Origin of the sequence: Microcoleus sp. PH2017_34_RAT_O_A, from assembly GCF_020737885.1 — a bacterium.
Lineage (GTDB): Bacteria > Cyanobacteriota > Cyanobacteriia > Cyanobacteriales > Microcoleaceae > Microcoleus.
This window is the reverse complement of the sequence record NZ_JAEQDD010000100.1, coordinates 1-18,309: the sequence shown is the minus strand read 5'-3', so window position 1 is coordinate 18,309 and position 18,309 is coordinate 1. Positions and strand designations below refer to the sequence as shown.

Genomic DNA, 18,309 nt, shown 5'->3' with positions numbered 1-18,309 from the left:
GCTTGTTCAGAAATGCGAAGAAGATAAATTAATCTATCCAGATGGATCGCAGCAATGGTTCCGGTGGGAAGTTCACCCCTGGTATCGCAGCACGCAAACAAGCAGAACTAACATTAGAGGAGACTCAGGAAAAACTGCAATTGTTCATCAAATATGCTCCCGCCAGTATTGTGATGTTCGATCGCTCCATGTGTTACCTAGCCGCCAGCCAGCGATGGGTTGATGAATATCTGCTCAATGACCTAGGATCGATAATTGGGCGATCGCACTACGAGCTTTTTCCGAATATTCCAGAGGAGTGGAAGCAATTCCACCAGCGCGGTTTCGCAGGTTTCATTGAAAAATGCGATGAAGATCGGTTTGTACACTCAGATGGCTCCCTGCAATGGTTGCGGTGGGAAATTCACCCCTGGTATCGCAGCAATGGCGATGTTGGTGGCATCATTCTCTTCACTGAAGATATTACCGATCGCAAACAAGCACAAATTGCCCTCCAACAAATCAATACCGAACTCGAAAAACGGGTAACAGAAAGAACAGCCCAACTCACCGAAGTCAACGATCGTCTGTTAGTTACCTTACTCGAAAAAGACCACGCCTATCAACTCCTCACAGAACAAGCACAACTGCTCGATCTCGCCCACGATAGTATTATCACCTGGGATTTAAACTCAGTCATCACCTTTTGGAATCAGGGAGCCGAGTTGATGTATGGCTGGACAAAAGCCGAGGCCTTCGGACAAGAATCGCACAGTTTGTTCAAAACGCAATTTCCGCAGCCATTGGCAGAAATTCAAGCAGAACTGTTTGAAACAGGTTACTGGGAAGGAGAACTAATTCATTACACTAGGGACGATCGCCAAATTACTGTATCTAGCCGTTGGGTTGTGCAAAAAGATGATGCAGGTAGACCAATTAAAATCCTAGAAATTAACAGTGATGTTACCCAGCGAAAAGCAGCAGAATTAGTCTTGCAGCAATATATCCATGAAGTAGAAGACCTCTACAATAATGCTCCCTGTGGCTATCACTCCCTGGATGCCGAGGGGACAATGGTTCGGATTAATGATACAGAACTAAAGTGGTTAGGCTATACCCGGGATGAACTGCTGTATAAAATTAAGTTTTTGGATCTGCTATCACCAGATGGCAAACAAGTTTTTTATGAAAACTTTCCCAAGTTAAAACAACAAGGCTGGGTCGAAAACCTGGAGTTCGAGATGTCCACTAAAGACGGCTCAAGCCGTTGGTTTAACCTGAATGCTACCGCGATAGAAGATGCAGCAGGCAACTTTATGATGACCCGCTCAACATTGTTTGATATCAGCGATCGCAAACAGAGCCAAAGAGAGCGAGAACAAGCTGAATTAGCCTTGCGAGAGAGCGAAGAACAGCGCCGATTAGCTCTAGAACAGAAATCCCGACAAGAAAGTTTGCTCTGGACTATTACTCAAGCGATTCGCCAATCTTTAGACCTCAAGGACATTCTGAATACTACCGTCACAGAAGTCAAGCAAACATTACAAGTCGATCGCGCTGCGATTTATCGTTTCACTCCCGATTGGAGTGGAGATTTTGTGGTTGAGTCAGTCGATCCGCAGTGGGTAAAACTGGTGGAATGCAATATTCAAAAAGCTTGTGAAGATGTCTACCTGCAAGAAACTAAAGGAGGTCGCTTCCGCAATCACGAAACCTTTGCGATCGCCGATATTGACGAAGCTGGACTTCATCCCTGTCACATCCAACTCTTGCAACAATTTCAAGCCAAAGCATATTTGGCAGTTCCCATATTTTCGGGAGAATTCCTCTGGGGATTGTTAATCATCTACCAAAATACTGCACCTCGCAATTGGCAATCTTGGGAAATTGAATTACTCGAACAGATTAGCAGCCAATTGGCGATCGCCATTCAGCAATCCCAACTCTACACCCAACTTGAACTCGAATTGCAAGAACGCCAGCAAGCAGAAGCTATAATTCGAGAAGCCGAACGGCGCTGGCGATCGCTTTTGGAGAATGTGCAGTTGATTGTTGTCGGACTCGATGCGTCGGGAAATATCAACTACGTCAATCCATTTTTTGTCGGTCTCACAGGGTATACTCACGAAGAAGTTTTAGGCAAAAATTGGTTTGAAAACTTTTTGCCTAGTTCTAGTATAAAATCAACTGAAGCCGACTTCTTGCAACTCTTGACTCACAATGCTCATCCCTATTATCGAAATGTCATCTTGACCAAATCCGGCGAAGAACGATTCATTGCTTGGAACAATACAACGCTGCAAGATTCAGATGGAACCGCGATCGGCAGTATCAGCATTGGCGAAGATATCACCGAACGCAACAAAATCGAACAAATTAAGGATGAATTCATCGGCATTGTCAGCCACGAACTGCGTACTCCTCTGACAGCAATTCAAATGTCCTTAGGACTATTAAAAACTGGAATTTACGATAAAAAACCCGAAAAGTCCCGGCGCATGATCGAAATTGCCCTACTTGATACCAATCGTTTGGTAAACCTGGTGAATGATATTTTAGATTTGGAACGGCTGGAGTCCGGGCGAGCATTTCTCGATAAAACCCTTTGCAAAGCCGCAGATTTGATGCAGCAAGTAGTAGATGCCCTCCAGGCGATCGCCAATCAACACCAGATTTCATTAATTATTATCCCCACCGATGCAGAAGTCTGGGCCGCAGCAGATGCCATCCTCCAAACCTTGACAAATTTACTTAGTAATGCTCTTAAATTTTCGCCTGTCGGTGCCACCATTTACCTGAGTGCGGAAAACCAAACAGACTGCGTGCTGTTCCAAGTTCGCGATCGCGGGCGCGGCATTCCAGCCGATAAATTAGAACTCGTTTTTGGGCGATTTCAACAAGTCGATGCCTCAGATTCCCGCGAAAAAGGAGGAACCGGGTTAGGATTGCCCATCTGTCGCAGTATTATTGAGCAGCACGGTGGAAAAATCTGGGCAGAAAGTATTTTAGGTGAAGGCAGCACATTTTTCTTTACATTGCCCTTACCTGCGATCGAATAACTGTCACCTTCAATAAAGGTATGTTGTTGCGCTTCAGCGCTCTTTCATAATTTAGAGCGCTGAAGCGCAACTACGTACCTAACGCCCAGGACTCTCTAAAATCTAAAATCCCAAATCTAAAATCTCAAATCCCATGACTGACAGATTAATTTTAGTAGTTGACGATCAAGAACACCTCCGAGAATTGGTGCAAGCGTGTTTAGAAGATCTAGGCGGATGGGAAACGCTGGTAGCAGCATCGGGAGAAGAGTGTTTACAAATAGTCCAAACACAACAACCATCAGCCATTTTGCTCGATGTATCTATGCCGGGAATGGATGGATTTGCTGTGTACGATCGCCTTCAATCCGATCCCAAGACGCGATCGATTCCGGTGATTCTGCTGACAGCAAAAGTCCTGCCGAGCGATCGGGCAAAATTTGCCCAAATGGGCGTCACAGGCGTAATTGCCAAACCAATCCAACCCACCAGCCTGACGGTAGAAGTCGCAGAGATTTTGGGGTGGGATGAAGAATTTTAAGATTATTTGTCAAGTTTTGTAACGATAGTAAAATCTTTACCAATTCCTTACCGTGGTTATCTAGGCTTCCGGGATACAGCTAAAAGCTCTTAGCATAAGAGGAGACTACATGAATGCTTTTTCAGTTATTCAATGATGTCACGCAGTATCTCGAATATCAAAATCAAATGAAGGCTTTGGAAGTGGTTGCTATGACCACCAAAACAATTTTACTGATTTACAAAGAACCAAATATGCAGGAAGTAGTAAAAGCTTGTTTAACCGACTTAGGAGGTTGGAACGTGCGAGTTGCCAATTCAACCCTGGAAGGCTTGCGACAAGCAATACTCTATCAGCCCGATAGCATAATTTTGGATATTTCCACTGGCGCCATAGATGAATTCCTATTTCTCAAACAACTAAAAACACTGCCCACAACCCAAGCAATTCCAGTTGTGCTGCTAACTCTCAAAGCGAAATGGGTCGATCTACAACAGAGCTTGTTCCCACAAGATAAAATAGCAGCAGTGATTGTAAATCCCCTCGATCCAGCTATGCTGTCCGTTCAGATTGCTCAGGCCTTAGGCTGGGACTTAGACTAAAATCTCACATCGCTCAGTCTGAGGATCGCGAAAGAATTTACACATATTTGTGGGACGGGCGGGACGCCCATCCCACAAGAACAATAGACATAGTTAGGACGGGCTAGAAGCCCATCCCACAAAAATCTTTTTTCTTGTGGGATGGGCTTCTAGCCCGTCCCAAAATTTGATTAAAAGGACTTTTGCAAGAGGTCTAATAAAAATTGTAAGTTATTAAATTTTCATTTCTTACTAGCCGTAGGGTGTGCCGCCACTCAAAATCCCTCGCCAAAAAATCAACAAATTCATAGCGACGCACCTCTGCGCGAGCTGAGTACAAACAACTCGGACATTCACTCCACCCAACAATTAATTAGGTTTTAGCAATACTTGACAGAAAGGGAATGACTTACTGCATAAGAGTTTGGAGCTTCCCTCAACCTGCATTTTTTAACAAGTCTAACTATTTATTGTTGCGAAATATTTCAAGTTAACTCAATTCCTTAACAACCTTATCTTTTTTACCAAATCTTTACTTTTCACTTTTACAGTCATGGTGTTGGTGTTTCAAGCCAGGTTACAGCACTTTCCAACAACAGTGAAATATATCTGAGTTAAAAAAGAGGTTATTATGACAGACGCATCCAGCAGCTCAAATCAAATCCTCGGTCAAGTTAACCAGAATACAGACTGTCCCTGCTGCTCCAATCCGATGCTGCGTCACTTTCGCCAGCAACAAGTTTACTGGTTTTGTCGCGAGTGTTGGCAAGAAATGCCCGTCTACAATCTTAACCAATATTGTTCATTGCCATCTATAGCAACTCTCAATAAAGCATGGGTGCCACAGAATCTGAGTTTTTCAACCAGTTTGAAATTGGCGGCCTGAGATTTGAGATTAAAACTGCCAATCCCAAATCCCAAATCCCAAAGCCAAAAACCAAAAGGGCTGAGCCTAGAAAGTAAACGTAGTTCTCACCACCCCAATTACCAAATCAGAATTACTCTTATTGTGGTCAGGAGCAGTCAGCCAAATCACACCCGGAGTGATCGAAATATTGTCGCTCAACTTAAACTGATAGAACCCTTCAATGTGAAGAGAAGTATCCTTATCTTCCGGCAAAGTCCGATTAGTAGAACTTGTTACTCGCGGCTCCATACCTACCAGAAAGCCCGCCACATTTCCCTCTTTCAACAAATCGGGAAAAGCCACAGTAACAGCCCAGTTCCAGATTTTTTGGTCTCCGCGCTGCACAGAACCGGTAGGAGTAGCCAAGTTAGATAAAATGCGCTGGTTAGTGTAACCAGCCCAACCGCCAATTGCCAATCCAGGCCGCACTCTCCACGAAGCTTGGGCGCCGTAGGAATTGCTAGAAACTGGCAGATTATTGTCGCTGTCGATGCCGAAGGAACCGAGACGTACCGGAAAATTAGAAGCGTTGCTGCCCGTACCAGTGACGAAGTTGTAGGAATTGACGTAAGTTAAACCTAAAGCCATAGTGCTTGTCGGTTTGAAAGTCAACTGAGCCAAAGCGCCGTAAGAACCGTTGAACAAACCGTTACCCTGCGTCGGGCTTGCAGCGTTGCCGGCCAAATATCCCAAACTCAGCTCAAGTTTTTCTCCCAATTGCTGCCGCACAGCGATACCAGTACCCGCAGTCAAATAGTAAATCGGGTTGCGAGTGCCGAAGTTAGAAAGAGCACCGCTACCGCCATCTCCGTCAAAGTAAGGATTGACAGTGTTAGTAAAATCGTCAGCGGCACCGGCATTGGCTTCGAGAATTACAGTAGTGCTTTTGCCGAGGGGAAATTGGTAAAACAGCGCATCTAAACCGACTGTATTGCTAGCTGTTCCAAAAGGCCCGGCGTTAAACCGCAATTCCCCTTCAGCAGTTTTAGTATTATTAGTAGAAAACGCACCCAAATTTAAAACTTGCAGTCGAGTTCTCAGCAAGTCTTTACCAGTGAAACTCGTGTCAAAATTGAGACGAACCCTGCTGCCAAAAGCCGTGCTTCGATCGGCATCGCGGCCGTCAGCATCTTCTCCCCGGGCGATACCTGTCAATGCAAAGATTACTTCGCCGTTGAGTTTAGTCGTAGTCGAAAACTGATTTGCTTCTAATTCAGAGGTGCGCGCTTCCAAGGCATCGACGCGCCCGCGCAAAGTTGCCAATTCCGCTGCAAACTCTTCTTGCAGCTTTTGCACAGCAGCCAAATCTTCTTTTGTGGCTAAACCCCTGGTACCGCCTTTAATCAGCTCGTTGACTTTATCCAAACAGGCATTTAAACCCGCTGCAAACTCGTAGCGAGTCATCGCCCGGTTGCCGCGATAGGTGCCGTCAGGATAGCCGGCAATGCACCCGTAGCGCTCTACTAGGGATTGCAAAGCTTGGAATGCCCAATCGGTGGGCCGCACGTCGGAAAGTTGCGAAACGGAGGTTACTTGGCCGACTGCATCTTCGCTGCTGCCTTCTGCGCTGTATTGGTTGATTTGTTCTAAAACATTTGACTGCGCTGGAGGCTGGGCAATTGGAGCAGTTGATTGGGAAATCTGCTGGGGTTTTGCGGCTGCTTTGTCGGCGCTGACATTAGTTGGTACAGCGGGTTTTTCGCTGGAGTTGGCGGGCGCGACTGCGGGGATTTGCTCTGCGACAGGTTGCTCGGCATTTAAGTTGGCGGGCGCGACTGCGGGTTTGGTTTCGGTTAAGTCTGCTGCTGCAACTGCGTTGTTTTCCGGTGATGCGGCTGGTTCGGCAACTCGGGCTACTTTTGCTGCGAGATTGTTATTTTCAATAGTCTCAACAGTTAAGTTGTTAACTACTGACGCTGGTTCTGCCGTTATTGCTGCTATTTCAGGCTGTGCTGCCTCGGTTGCAGCACCTGCTAATTCCAATTGATTGGCTTGAGCTGCGGCAATTTCTACAGGTTGCTCTGCTGCTAGGGCTGTCGAAGATACGACTAAACTTGCTGCTAGTACAGCGGGACTTGCTAAAAGTCCTTTCCACAAAAATTTGGACATTTTTTCCTCACACCACGTTAGTTCGATCGCCCGTTCCACACATTTTGGCGATCGCAAATCACCTACAGTATTCCGCCTAATAGTATTATTTGTCAACAATCGGCGGGAAATTTCCCGCAGAGTGCGGTTTTGCTATTTCCGATTTGACAAAAACCCCGTTGCTCCCAAAAAATATTGGTTTGAAGCACCCAAAAAAATTCTTACAAATACCCGATGCTGGTGAGTTTCGAGTCCAAAATTTTAGACTTCTGTTCAAAATCCCAGATTAATCCGTGGAGTAAATCTAAAATCTAAAATCTAAAATCTAAAATCTACAATCGAGTCGCCTGCGTAGAAACACGGTTGATGGCTTGAGGGTGCGTAAGCGATCCCTCGGTAAGACTAATATTGACAGAACTGGCGCTCACAAATCGTTCGATCGACTACATAAAGTGAAAAAACTCAAATACGCCCTAGTTCATGAATGGTTGACGCCCTTAGCTACCGGCGGTTCAGAACTCGTAGTTGCCGAAATCCTCAAATACATAGACGCTGATATCTATGCCCTGATTGACTTTGAATCGGCGAATCCCGAAAGCTATCTGTTCGGGCGACAGATTGGCACGACATTTTTGCAGAATTTCCCCAAGGCCCGCAGCGGCGTGCAAAAATATTTGCCATTTCTGCCGATCGCGATCGAACAACTAGATCTGCGAGAATACGACATCATCCTCTCATCCTCCCACGCCGTCGCCAAAGGCATCCTCAGCAGTCCAGGGCAAATGCACGTCTGCTACTGCCACACGCCCATGCGCTACGCTTGGGACTTAACTTTTGACTATTTACGCAGCAGCAAAGCCGGACGGGGCATCCCGGGCTTGCTGACGCGATATTTGTTGCACCGACTGCGGCAGTGGGATGTAATTTCTGCCAACCGCGTCGATTATTTCATCGCCAACTCCCAACACACCGCACGCCGAATTTGGCGGTGCTACCGACGGCGCGCCGAGGTGATTTATCCGCCGGTAAATATCGAGAGATTTTCCTTGATGCGGCAAAAACAAGACTTTTACGTGACAGTGTGCCGGTTGGTAAGCTACAAAAACGTAAGTGCGATCGTCCAAGCATTCAATCAACTCGGGCATACTCTCATTGTCATCGGCACCGGGCCAGAATTAGAAATGATTCGGCAAATCGCCAAACCCAACGTGCAACTACTCGGCTGGCAGCCCGCCTCCGTAGTGGAAAAGTACATGGCAGAAGCGAAAGCCTTTGTCTATGCAGCTTGCGAAGATTTTGGCATCGCTTTAGTAGAAGCTCAAGCTTGCGGGACACCAGTAATTGCCTATGCAGCAGGCGGCGCTTTGGAGACAGTGCTCGACATTCGCCAACACCCTGAGACTGGGACAGGCTTATTTTTCCCCTCCCAAACCGCAGCAGCAATAGTCGAAGCTGTCGAAGAATTTGAGCAGTTGCAAGGCAAATTTGGGCCAGAAATGGCACGCTTGCGCGCCTCCCAGTTTGCCCCGGAAGTCTTTGAGCAGCGCTATCTAGCTTTTGTGGAACACTCCTATCAGGAATTTCAATCCGGTGATTTTACTCAGACTTGATATCAATTCCGGTTGCACCGGAATCAACATTGCCCGAAATGAGGAGACGGCAGTGCCGTCTCCCTACATTAATCACCGTAGGGACACGGCACTGCCGTCTCCTCCATCATGTCTGAGTGCAACCGCCAACTGCCAACCGTCAACAGTCAACTGACAACAGTCAACTGCCCCTTTCCGCAAGAAAATTGAGTATTTGAAACATAATTCAGAGAACAAAGCGTCTTGAGGCCTTATGATCGTGACTGTGTGTGGTGTGAAGTGAAGGAGTAAGATGACTGCCGACAGCCAACTAATCTCCGGCAAGGTAATTCGAGCGATCGCAAGACGCGGTTTTGCGCCTGTCCTGCAAGGAGATAGACGCATAAGTCGTTCTCTAGAGAGACTCGACGGAGAATTTTTCAAGCGGTTATTTGACATTCTCTTTTCCTTATCGGTTCTAATCCTGTTTGCTCCGGTTTACCTGCTTTTGGCTCTCTCTATCGCCTTAAGCTCGTCCGGGCCTATCTTTTACGTACAGGAACGAGTAGGCAAAAACCGTAAAATGTTTTATTGCCTTAAATTTAGAACGATGGTGGAAAATGCGGACGACATATTGCTGGAAATCATGGAAAAATCTCCGCATTTGCGTCAAGAGTTTGAGGACAATTTCAAGCTTAAACAAGACCCTCGAATTACCTGGATTGGAAGATTTTTACGAATGACCAGTTTAGACGAGTTCCCCCAGTTTTGGAATGTATTAAAAGGAGATATGAGCGTCGTCGGGCCGAGACCTTTAGTTGAAGAAGAACTGCCGAGATACGGCCGTCACATCAACAAAATTCTCACCATCAGACCTGGAATTACAGGTTTGTGGCAAGTGTCCGGTCGCAACGACATTCCGTATCCCCGAAGAGTCCAAATTGACCTCTATTATGCCAATGACAAAAACCTTTGGATGGATATGTGGATTGTTTTCAAAACAATTGGAGTTGTGATTTTCCCCAAAAATAACGGCGCATATTAATTTTTTGTCCGCAGTCAGCCATCGGTAGTTAGTTTTGTTTGTTACTGACCACTGAGGCTGACTACTGACAGCAAGCGGCAAACTCTTTACTCAAACAAAACACTTCCTTGATGCCGATCGAAGAATTGTGAGTTAAGGTAGAGCTTGAGCATACGACGGGCAGGCAACAACAGCCTCTACCCTGAAAGTCCGAAGTGAATTAACACAGCCTGTCAAAGGAAAATCAGATGACGCAACGCAAGCGAGCGCTAATAACAGGTATTACAGGCCAAGACGGGTCCTACTTGAGCGAATTACTGTTAGAGAAAGGATACGAAGTTCACGGCATTATCCGGCGCAGTTCTAGTTTCAATACCGATCGCATTGACCATATCTATGTCGATCCTCACAGCGAGGATGCAAAGTTGTTTCTGCACTACGGCGACTTGACCGACGGCACTACTCTCCGCCGAATATTGGAACAAGTTCAGCCTGTAGAAGTTTATAACTTAGGCGCTCAATCTCACGTTAGAGTCAGTTTTGACTCACCGGAATATACGGTTGATGCCGTAGGGATGGGGGTATTGCGACTACTAGAAGCAATTCGGGACTACCAGAATCGCACAGGCATAGAAGTGCGGTTTTATCAAGCAGGTTCTTCTGAAATGTTTGGTTTGGTGCAGGAAGTTCCGCAGAAGGAAACAACTCCCTTTTATCCCAGAAGTCCCTACGCTTGTGCCAAAGTTTACGGTCACTGGCAAACAATAAATTATCGCGAATCCTACGGACTTTTTGCTTGTAACGGCATCTTGTTCAATCACGAGTCTCCGCGCCGTGGTGAAACTTTTGTAACTCGCAAAATTACTCGGGCTGTTGCCAGAATTGTCGTCGGCCAGCAGAAAAAACTTTATTTGGGCAACCTCGATTCCAAGCGGGACTGGGGCTTTGCTAAAGACTACGTGCAGGCAATGTGGCTGATGCTGCAACAAGAGAAGCCTGACGATTACGTAATTGCTACTAACGAAACCCATTCCATTAAAGAATTTCTAGATTTGGCATTTACTTACGTCAATTTAGATTGGCAAAAATATGTGGAGTTTGACGAACGTTACTTGCGTCCGGCAGAAGTCGAACTGTTGATTGGTGATTCGACTAAGGCGCGCCAGCAATTAAATTGGGAACCTTCTGTAACTTTTGAGCAGTTAGTGCATTTAATGGTAGATGCTGACATGAAATCGCTCAAAAAGCAAGAACGAGGTTCTGGCAACGGATTTGATTGATCCACAAAACTAAACCGTCAGTCGATTTTAGATTTTAGATTTTAGATTTTAGATTTTAGATTTTAGATTTTGGACTTACTCCACAGATGAATCTGAAAGTTGGAACTCTTAGTCTAAAATTTTTGACACTCCCCGAATCCTGTCAGGGACTTGTATTCGTTCCCGGGTGTGGTGACTGCTAACAATTTGTATGGGTAGTGTCCCGTCTGTTACCCGATTCGCGCATCGGGGCATTACCCATACAAACAGTTCACAAGTGATGAGAGGATTGTTGTAGCTATTAGTGCGGGCATTCCAACAACCAGCTTAACCGATCGCCAAATTTTCGGCTGTGCGGGCCAACAAAAACATTAAAACGTTGAGGACTGGAAACCCATAAATCTCACGTTCAGATACAAACGGAGCAATTTTCCCCTATCTGGGACAGCTAAAACTGACTTGTTAGCGCCTGCTGTAGCGGAAAGCTTTTTTGCTAAAGTAACAAATTTAGACTGGAAATTGTCGATCGACCTTTATTGAAAATCCCGAGGATAAAATTATGACAAGCTTGGATTTAAGCAACAAACGCATCCTAGTCACGGGCGGCGCCGGTTTCCTCGGCCGTCAGGTAATCGACCAATTAGTCAAAGCAGGCGCGGATGCTGATAAAATTTCAGTTAGTCGATCGATCGACTGCGATCTTCGCATCATGGAAAACTGCAAGCGCGCCGCCAACCAACAAGACATCATCATACACTTAGCAGCCCACGTCGGTGGCATCGGTTTAAACCTCATCAAACCGGCAGAACTATTTTACGACAATTTGATGATGGGCGCGCAACTAATCCACGCAGCCTACGAAGCAGGAGTCGAAAAATTCGTCTGCGTCGGCACAATTTGCGCCTATCCCAACTTGACTCCAGTTCCTTTCAAAGAAGACGACCTCTGGAACGGCTATCCCGAAGTAACCAACGCACCCTACGGAATAGCAAAGAAAGCCTTATTAGTGCAACTACAATCCTACCGCCAGCAGTACGGATTCAACGGTATCTACTTGCTACCAGTTAATTTGTACGGCCCAGAAGATAACTTCGATCCGAAAAGTTCCCACGTCATCCCAGCATTAATTCGCAAAGTCCACGAAGCCCAAGAAAGAGGAGACAAAACACTACCAGTTTGGGGCGATGGTAGCCCCAGCCGCGAGTTTTTGTATTCCACAGATGCCGCGCGCGGGATTGTGATGGCGGCTCAATCTTACAATGAATCTGACCCGGTTAATTTGGGAACAAATAGCGAAGTTAAAATTCGCGAGTTAGTAGAAACAATTTGCGAATTGATGGGATATGAGGGAGAAATTGTTTGGGAAACAGACAAGCCGAATGGTCAGCCGCGCCGTTGTTTGGATACCCAAAGGGCTAAGGAAAGGTTTGGTTTTGTGGCTGAGGTGGAGTTTAAAGAAGGCTTGAAAAATACGATCGATTGGTATCGCAAACACGCAGTTTGAGTGTAAAACAACCCGGTTTCTTGAAGGAACCGGGTTGTTTTGCATCTTATTTATAAAACTCGGCGGTTGAAACCGCTACTACACAAACAATGTCCGCCTCCGCGGACTAAGAATAAGAAATTATATGAATCGATCGCGTCTCGGGTAGAACTCTCCTACAATAATTACTTGTGGAACACCTCTCTTGTAAAATATATTATTTTTGCAAGATGTTTATTTTGGAATGGAACTGAACCAGCAGAAAGAACTTTTCAGCAAAGCTTATGTACGTGCTGTGGCGGCAGTTGCGGGTTTCTCGATCGATCCGTTAGAGTTAGACTTCGACAGCATCGACTTACAAATCACGGCTGCCAGCGGTGACGGAAGCGTTTATTTTCCTGAGTTGAAGTTACAATTAAAATGTACTTCAAGGGACGTGATAGACGGCGACTACATCCGATATCCGCTCAAAGTCAAAAACTACAATGATTTGAGAAGAAATGCCCTAGTACCTCGAATCTTAGTTGTAGTTTTAGTACCAGAAAATCTAGAAGACTGGTTGCAGCAGTCAGAAGCGGAACTGTGTATGAGAAATTGTGCCTACTGGATGTCATTGCGGGGACAGACAGAAACACAAAATATAGCAAATGTGACTGTTTCTTTACCCCGCAGCAATCAGTTTACAGTAGAAGCTCTTAAGTCAATGATACAGCGCATTAGCGAGGGAAGTTTGCCATGAAAGTAACTGTAAGAGATAGTCACATTCTGAAAACAATTGAGCCAAATGTGTTGGAGAAATACTTACAGATAAATGGCTGGCATAAAGCTCGTAAATTTTATGAGGGATTCATTTGGATTAAGAAAAATTCTGTGAGTCAGGAGGGGGAAGTATTGGTTTCACCTCACCAAGATTTTGATGATTTTGCAGAGGTGATGTGTCGAAACTTAAAAGCACTAGAAGTTATAGAAAATCGTTCTCAGCTAGATATTCTCAGCGATTTAATCACGGTTTTACCTAATGTTGCAATCTCGGGATGGATTAATAAAGTGTATGGGGCAGAATCTCCAGACCAAATTACTTTAATAGGATTTGTGGTGGGGAAGCTGAGAAAAATTAATCTGGAATTGCCGGAAGCAGATTATCAGTTGGCCCTCAAGGCTTATGAAGCCCGATCGCCTGTCACCTGTTTTGGTGATTTAATTAAAGAAAATGACGGTTTCGTGTTAAACAATCCGCGCGATTTTGCTCTGCTGAGTGAGGCAGAATTAATCTCATAGTTTGGGAGATGCTGGTTGTGGTACAATATCAAGCAAAAATTATTGTGCCGATCGCATTACAGGAAAACAGGTTGTGCAAACTCTAAAATTAGGTGCATCGGGTTCCGATGTTGTGAAACTTCAAAAACGCTTGCTGGAGTTAGGGTTGAATCCAGGCCCTGCTGACGGTAAGTTTGGGCCAAAAACTGAAGCATCCCTCAAACAGTTTCAAACCAATCAAAAATTTTTGGCAAACGGCATAGCGGGCCCGGAAACGCTAGCTGCTTTGTTCCCTGGGGAACCTTTGGGATCGTCACTTTTATCATACAGGGCGATCGAGCTAATCTTAGAATTCGAGGTCGGCGGCGGGCGGCTATATTACGAAAAGCTGTTGCAGCGTCCAACTTGGCCGGAAGGAGCATCGGGAATTACGATCGGCATCGGTTACGATCTAGGTTACAACACAGTAGAAGTTTTCAACCAAGATTGGCAGAAATTAACAGATGTTGAGCGCCAGCGTTTGAGTGAATGCTGCGAGTTGACAGAGGATGCAGCAAAAGAACGTTTAGCTAGTGTTAGAGACATCATTGTTCCCTGGGAATTAGCATGGGAAGTTTTTAATGTTGTCACAGTGCCGAAATTTTACAATCTGACAAAAGAAGCATTTCCCGGTTTTGAACAATTGCCGGCAGATGTTCAAGGAGGATTGGTAAGTTTGGTGTTCAACCGCGGCACGAGTATGCAGGGAAACCGCCGCCTGGAAATGCGTGTAGTTCGCGATTTGGTAACGAAAAAAAATGTGAGTAAAATTGCCGAACAAATTCGCAAAATGAAACGAATTTGGCTGGGAACGAGCATTGAAGAAGGGATGAACAGACGGCGGGATGCTGAAGCAGATTTAATTGAGGAAAGTGCTTAAATATCCTCTCTTCTGTTATTATAAAAGCGCTCGCTCCTCAATTCAAGTCAGGGCGCTTTTGATATAAGGTTATGGTAGGATCAATTGCAAGTATCCTATATAATTAGTTAATGAGTGGCATTAACCGCGAACTAACACCAGACCCAAGAACCAGTTTATTTGACAAACATCTTCCCGAAACGCCACAGGTACAAAGACTGCTGAGAAAAGAAGAAAAAGCTCATGTGTTTAATGACAGAGCCACAATGGATTTAGTGATACAAGCTATTATAGATAGAGGAGAGCTTACAGGGATTGAGGATGAAACCGATGACTACGATCGCTACGGGCTATACTTTGATTATCCTATAGGTCATCAAATCAGAGCCGACGGCAGTCGCATTCCGCTGTATTACGCAGAAATTAAAATCATCAAAGGAACCGATAATTACCATGTTATCCCCCGCACAAAACCTCGTCGAACAAGTCAATGATTGGGAATTTATCGAGTTGTGGGTAGATCCGATTGTTTTCCCGCCTCGGATTCTGATGTTAGTGGGTGGCAAAAATAGTAAGTGTGGTATTTACGAGCCATCGCCGAATTATAAACTGCTGTTTTTAGGTTCAAGTTACGATGAGGCTCATTCGTGGCTACTGGAAGATGAATATGAGCGAGTTGATGGTAGGCTTTTAGCCTCGGAAATAGTTTGAGTGAAGAATAATTAGAGCGATCGCACTTCAGTGAAGGAAGGGCGATCGCTCTCAAAAATGATGTAAAATAAAGGGCGTTAACAAAGCACCCTAAAAATCAAACTCACTTATTAGATAAATCCACATCTGTTTGCTAGGGGAGACCATTACAAGGTAAAGCAGGAATTGAGCGTCCGTTACTTCTAAGTTCGTCTAAACTGGCTTGAAGCTCTGCTAATCCACACAAAGCGCGTGGACATCGATCGGCTAATGCTTGGGTAATATTGGAACCCGTGCATTTGGCATTTCGCACTCTGATAACTGATGTGCCCTGATTTGGACACGGTGCCCAGCGTCCTGGGTTATAGTAGAAACAAAAAGTCTGCCCGGTATCGGGATTTTTGTATTTTTGTGCATCTACCTGTTCCCAAGGGCTACCCTGTGGTTGTCCATAACCCTGCGCTAAGATTGTTAACTTATTATCTGTAAAGTTTTGATTAGTGACTGTAGTGGGTGCTACTAGCTTAGCATTAGCCATTTGAGTACCTTTAAGGATAGCCCCACTGATAGTAAAAAGAGCTGCGATCGCTAAAATTCCTAGTTTTTTGTTCATTGCTTTAGTAACCAAATGATGTGTGCAGAAATAATTTAAGCTTGTAATAACATAAGGACGATCGCACTTCAGAAAAAGAAAGAGCGATTACCCGCAGCGATGCTAAGCAGGAAGTTCGCTGACTTTTGAACAAATGTAATGGCACCCTGATTTATTAATTCGATTGGATATTGCTTGTACGAGGAGATTGTTGTTCATCCTGTGTGTTTTCTATTCGTTGTACGATCCTTCCGGCTGATTCGCACTTATCCTTTACTGCTCCTAGAGCAAAGATAGCCTTACTTTGGTCATCTTGATATGAGATTGCCTCCAATACACCTTTTAGGCAGCCGCTTACCGTCTGAGTCTCTGCTTTAGCTCGCTGAAGTTCGCCTTGTTTTTGAGCAATTTGACTTTCGCGATCGCCAGAAGTTTCACGAATATCTTTGATCTCTTTATCTTTCTCATTGATCTCTTTATCTTTTTCCTCGCTCTGTTTTTTAAACTCGTCTCGCTCCTTTTGAGCTTGTTGTAACTGAGTTTGAGTGCTAACTAGCTGATTATTCACATTCGAGTAGGCAACAATGCCACCGATCCCCATGATGACAACAATACCAAGCCCAAGACTAACGATAGCAATAGTATTATTACTGCTACTCATAATTCTCCCTCCTACAGGAAGTTTTTTGATTTGTTATAGCTATACAATTGACTGTTAAAAGTACAGTTGTGCTTGTAAATATAGAATATTTTCGTGTCAATATTCAAGTTATGTCTAGTCATAAAAAGTCAGGAAATGTAATGAGTTTTACAAAGCCTTATCCCATTAAATGTCAGATTTAATCATTTCTGCTATAAAATGTCATAAAAAGTATGATACAATAACTAAAATTCCCACAAGCCGACTAATGGACGTTCAAGAAGTCTTGAGATTTGCCGACGAAATGGTTTTCGCCAAAACAGGAGAACACTTGGACGATCTGCAAAAAGCTATCCTGCTGGGTGTATGGAAAGGTCAAAAACACTCTACAATCGCAGAAGAATCCCATCGGACTGAAGGTCATGTCAGAAATGTAGCCTCTGAGTTATGGCAAATCCTTTCAGAGGTATTTGGTGAAGAGGTTAATAAATCAAATTTAAAAATTGCTATGGAGAGGTGGCGATTCTCCATTGTTTCATCAAATTTCGCGAAAGACTTTGCACAAATTAATAACATCAATGTTTGTGGAGACACTTTGCAACCTCCCGAAATTCCAAAAGATCGATCGCCCTCCAAGCCCACCCCAGACACCTCAAAACCCCAAACCAGACTAGACTTAGCAGATGCCCCTCATATTTCATTATTGTACGATCGCACATCCGAACTCGCCACCCTCGAAAAATGGATTGTCCAAGAAAAGTGCAACCTCGCAGCCATATCAGGACTCAGCGGCATCGGCAAAACCGCACTTTCCCTCCACCTCATCCCACAAATTCAACATCACTTTGACTGCGTAATTTGGCGAAGTCTCCGCACCTCTCCACCCCTCGCAACCACCCTAAAAAACCTGATTCAATTTATCGCCAATCAACCAGAAACCGAATTACCAGTCAGCATTGGCGATCGACTTTCCCTGTTAATGGAATATCTGCGAAAAAACCGCTGTCTCATCATCCTCGACGACGCGCAAACTCTCCTCAGCAACGGACAACTCGCAGGAAATTACCGCCCAGACTGCGAAAATTACAGCATCCTCTTCCGACAAATCGGAGAAACAACCCACAACAGTTGTTTGATCCTCCACACTTGGGAAACCCCCAGAGAAATTACCGCATTAACAGGCGAAAATTCACCAGTTCGTACTTTACAACTCAAAGGCATAGGTACAGATGCCACCGAAATTTTCCGACAAAAAAGTTTACTAAACCCCGAAAAATGGGAAAACCTAATTAATGCCTACCGAGGCAATCCATTGTGGTTAAAAATAGTCGCCACCACCATTCAAGAAATATTCCGAGGCAGGGTTGCAGATTTTTTGAAATATGATATGGTATTCCTAGGGGAAGAATTGGCAGCAGCATTGCACCCGCAGATCGATCGCCTGTCAGAATTAGAGAAAAAGCTCATTTCCCGCCTCAGCCTCGAAGCAAATTCAGTTTCGATAGAGCAATTGCTACAAGATGCCGATTTATCGCCCTCGGAGTTGTTCAACGGGCTGCAATCTTTGGGGAGGCGATCGTTAGTTGAAATTGAAGAAATTGAGAATGAAACGCTATTTAGTGTTTGTCCTGTGGTGAGACAATATTTAATATCAAATCCAGTTTGTTGATACTTTCTACTTTCCCACAGTCCGGCAGGGGTTTAAACCCCTGCCTCAAAGCGAAAGTCGGTTAAAACCGACTACAGAGTTTGATGCAAAATGCAATTAATTTGAGTCCTCTTTGA

General features: G+C 44.8%; 17 protein-coding genes. 14 read left to right on the top strand and 3 right to left on the bottom strand.

Going from position 1 to position 18,309, the window contains the following annotated elements:
- The first annotated feature begins 41 nt into the window (after positions 1 to 41).
- The 4 genes from JGK11_RS26695 to JGK11_RS26680 all read left to right on the top strand — a co-directional run bounded on the left by JGK11_RS26695 (position 42) and on the right by JGK11_RS26680 (position 5,004).
- Positions 42 to 3,038, top strand: a complete 2,997-nt coding sequence (locus tag JGK11_RS26695; RefSeq protein WP_293213537.1) for a PAS domain S-box protein — start codon at positions 42 to 44, stop codon at positions 3,036 to 3,038.
- 133 nt (positions 3,039 to 3,171) lie between these two features.
- Positions 3,172 to 3,558 carry a response regulator gene (locus JGK11_RS26690; RefSeq protein WP_293185282.1) on the top strand — a complete coding sequence of 129 codons (387 nt, stop codon included), beginning with the start codon at positions 3,172 to 3,174 and terminating at the stop codon, positions 3,556 to 3,558.
- Between the two features lie 113 nt (positions 3,559 to 3,671).
- The gene (locus tag JGK11_RS26685) at positions 3,672 to 4,139 is read left to right on the top strand and encodes a response regulator (RefSeq protein WP_293185280.1); all 468 of its coding nucleotides are present in this window, start codon (positions 3,672 to 3,674) and stop codon (positions 4,137 to 4,139) included.
- Between the two features lie 610 nt (positions 4,140 to 4,749).
- Positions 4,750 to 5,004 carry a hypothetical protein gene (locus JGK11_RS26680; RefSeq protein WP_293185279.1) on the top strand — a complete coding sequence of 85 codons (255 nt, stop codon included), beginning with the start codon at positions 4,750 to 4,752 and terminating at the stop codon, positions 5,002 to 5,004.
- Between the two features lie 66 nt (positions 5,005 to 5,070).
- Here JGK11_RS26680 and JGK11_RS26675 read toward each other — a convergent pair whose 3' ends face one another.
- Positions 5,071 to 7,230 carry an iron uptake porin gene (locus JGK11_RS26675; protein WP_366054061.1) on the bottom strand — a complete coding sequence of 720 codons (2,160 nt, stop codon included), beginning with the start codon at positions 7,228 to 7,230 and terminating at the stop codon, positions 5,071 to 5,073.
- A 335-nt stretch (positions 7,231 to 7,565) separates the two neighbouring features.
- On the opposite strand from JGK11_RS26675, the gene JGK11_RS26670 reads away from it, so the two are divergent.
- From JGK11_RS26670 to JGK11_RS26630, 9 genes are all read left to right on the top strand, one after another.
- Positions 7,566 to 8,723 carry a glycosyltransferase gene (locus JGK11_RS26670; RefSeq protein ID WP_293196716.1) on the top strand — a complete coding sequence of 386 codons (1,158 nt, stop codon included), beginning with the start codon at positions 7,566 to 7,568 and terminating at the stop codon, positions 8,721 to 8,723.
- A gap of 271 nt (positions 8,724 to 8,994) precedes the next feature.
- Complete coding sequence (locus JGK11_RS26665; RefSeq protein WP_293177969.1) at positions 8,995 to 9,726, top strand: sugar transferase; 732 nt, start codon at positions 8,995 to 8,997, stop codon at positions 9,724 to 9,726.
- A gap of 227 nt (positions 9,727 to 9,953) precedes the next feature.
- On the top strand, positions 9,954 to 10,985 hold the full coding sequence (gene gmd, locus JGK11_RS26660; RefSeq protein ID WP_293193119.1) for a GDP-mannose 4,6-dehydratase: 1,032 nt from the start codon (positions 9,954 to 9,956) through the stop codon (positions 10,983 to 10,985).
- Between the two features lie 538 nt (positions 10,986 to 11,523).
- Complete coding sequence (locus JGK11_RS26655) at positions 11,524 to 12,468, top strand: GDP-L-fucose synthase (RefSeq protein ID WP_293196668.1); 945 nt, start codon at positions 11,524 to 11,526, stop codon at positions 12,466 to 12,468.
- Between the two features lie 223 nt (positions 12,469 to 12,691).
- Complete coding sequence (locus tag JGK11_RS26650) at positions 12,692 to 13,186, top strand: DUF4365 domain-containing protein (RefSeq protein ID WP_293196669.1); 495 nt, start codon at positions 12,692 to 12,694, stop codon at positions 13,184 to 13,186.
- Positions 13,183 to 13,725 (top strand): hypothetical protein, encoded by a 543-nt coding sequence (locus tag JGK11_RS26645; protein ID WP_293177981.1) that lies wholly within the window; start codon positions 13,183 to 13,185, stop codon positions 13,723 to 13,725. Before JGK11_RS26650 ends, JGK11_RS26645 begins: the two co-directional genes overlap by 4 nt.
- Before the next feature lie 73 nt (positions 13,726 to 13,798).
- A complete protein-coding gene (locus JGK11_RS26640; protein ID WP_293213534.1) occupies positions 13,799 to 14,623 on the top strand; it encodes a peptidoglycan-binding protein in 825 nt (274 codons plus the stop codon).
- A 110-nt stretch (positions 14,624 to 14,733) separates the two neighbouring features.
- Positions 14,734 to 15,096: a hypothetical protein gene (locus JGK11_RS26635; RefSeq protein WP_293213532.1), complete on the top strand. Its 363-nt coding sequence runs from the start codon at positions 14,734 to 14,736 to the stop codon at positions 15,094 to 15,096.
- Complete coding sequence (locus JGK11_RS26630) at positions 15,056 to 15,313, top strand: hypothetical protein (protein WP_293213529.1); 258 nt, start codon at positions 15,056 to 15,058, stop codon at positions 15,311 to 15,313. Before JGK11_RS26635 ends, JGK11_RS26630 begins: the two co-directional genes overlap by 41 nt.
- Before the next feature lie 133 nt (positions 15,314 to 15,446).
- On the opposite strand, the gene JGK11_RS26625 is transcribed toward JGK11_RS26630, so the two are convergent.
- Together JGK11_RS26625 and JGK11_RS26620 are read right to left on the bottom strand one after the other, a co-directional pair.
- Positions 15,447 to 15,905 (bottom strand): hypothetical protein, encoded by a 459-nt coding sequence (locus tag JGK11_RS26625; RefSeq protein WP_293193114.1) that lies wholly within the window; start codon positions 15,903 to 15,905, stop codon positions 15,447 to 15,449.
- Positions 15,906 to 16,059: 154 nt separating this feature from the next.
- Positions 16,060 to 16,545 (bottom strand): hypothetical protein, encoded by a 486-nt coding sequence (locus tag JGK11_RS26620; RefSeq protein ID WP_293193113.1) that lies wholly within the window; start codon positions 16,543 to 16,545, stop codon positions 16,060 to 16,062.
- A 247-nt stretch (positions 16,546 to 16,792) separates the two neighbouring features.
- Here JGK11_RS26620 and JGK11_RS26615 point away from each other — a divergent pair, with 247 nt between their 5' ends.
- Positions 16,793 to 18,193: an NB-ARC domain-containing protein gene (locus JGK11_RS26615; RefSeq protein ID WP_293193112.1), complete on the top strand. Its 1,401-nt coding sequence runs from the start codon at positions 16,793 to 16,795 to the stop codon at positions 18,191 to 18,193.
- Positions 18,194 to 18,309 lie beyond the last annotated feature (116 nt).

Excerpts from the sequence above, each read along its gene's own strand:
- JGK11_RS26695 (WP_293213537.1), top strand. The coding sequence starts at position 42 with ATGGATCGCAGCAATGGTTCCGGTGGGAAGTTCACCCCTGGTATCGCA.
- JGK11_RS26690 (WP_293185282.1), top strand. The coding sequence starts at position 3,172 with ATGACTGACAGATTAATTTTAGTAGTTGACGATCAAGAACACCTCCGA.
- JGK11_RS26685 (WP_293185280.1), top strand. The coding sequence starts at position 3,672 with ATGCTTTTTCAGTTATTCAATGATGTCACGCAGTATCTCGAATATCAA.
- JGK11_RS26680 (WP_293185279.1), top strand. The coding sequence starts at position 4,750 with ATGACAGACGCATCCAGCAGCTCAAATCAAATCCTCGGTCAAGTTAAC.
- JGK11_RS26665 (WP_293177969.1), top strand. The coding sequence starts at position 8,995 with ATGACTGCCGACAGCCAACTAATCTCCGGCAAGGTAATTCGAGCGATC.
- gmd (WP_293193119.1), top strand. The coding sequence starts at position 9,954 with ATGACGCAACGCAAGCGAGCGCTAATAACAGGTATTACAGGCCAAGAC.
- JGK11_RS26655 (WP_293196668.1), top strand. The coding sequence starts at position 11,524 with ATGACAAGCTTGGATTTAAGCAACAAACGCATCCTAGTCACGGGCGGC.
- JGK11_RS26650 (WP_293196669.1), top strand. The coding sequence starts at position 12,692 with ATGGAACTGAACCAGCAGAAAGAACTTTTCAGCAAAGCTTATGTACGT.
- JGK11_RS26645 (WP_293177981.1), top strand. The coding sequence starts at position 13,183 with ATGAAAGTAACTGTAAGAGATAGTCACATTCTGAAAACAATTGAGCCA.
- JGK11_RS26635 (WP_293213532.1), top strand. The coding sequence starts at position 14,734 with ATGAGTGGCATTAACCGCGAACTAACACCAGACCCAAGAACCAGTTTA.
- JGK11_RS26630 (WP_293213529.1), top strand. The coding sequence starts at position 15,056 with ATGTTATCCCCCGCACAAAACCTCGTCGAACAAGTCAATGATTGGGAA.
- JGK11_RS26625 (WP_293193114.1), bottom strand. The coding sequence starts at position 15,905 with ATGAACAAAAAACTAGGAATTTTAGCGATCGCAGCTCTTTTTACTATC.
- JGK11_RS26620 (WP_293193113.1), bottom strand. The coding sequence starts at position 16,545 with ATGAGTAGCAGTAATAATACTATTGCTATCGTTAGTCTTGGGCTTGGT.
- JGK11_RS26615 (WP_293193112.1), top strand. The coding sequence starts at position 16,793 with ATGGACGTTCAAGAAGTCTTGAGATTTGCCGACGAAATGGTTTTCGCC.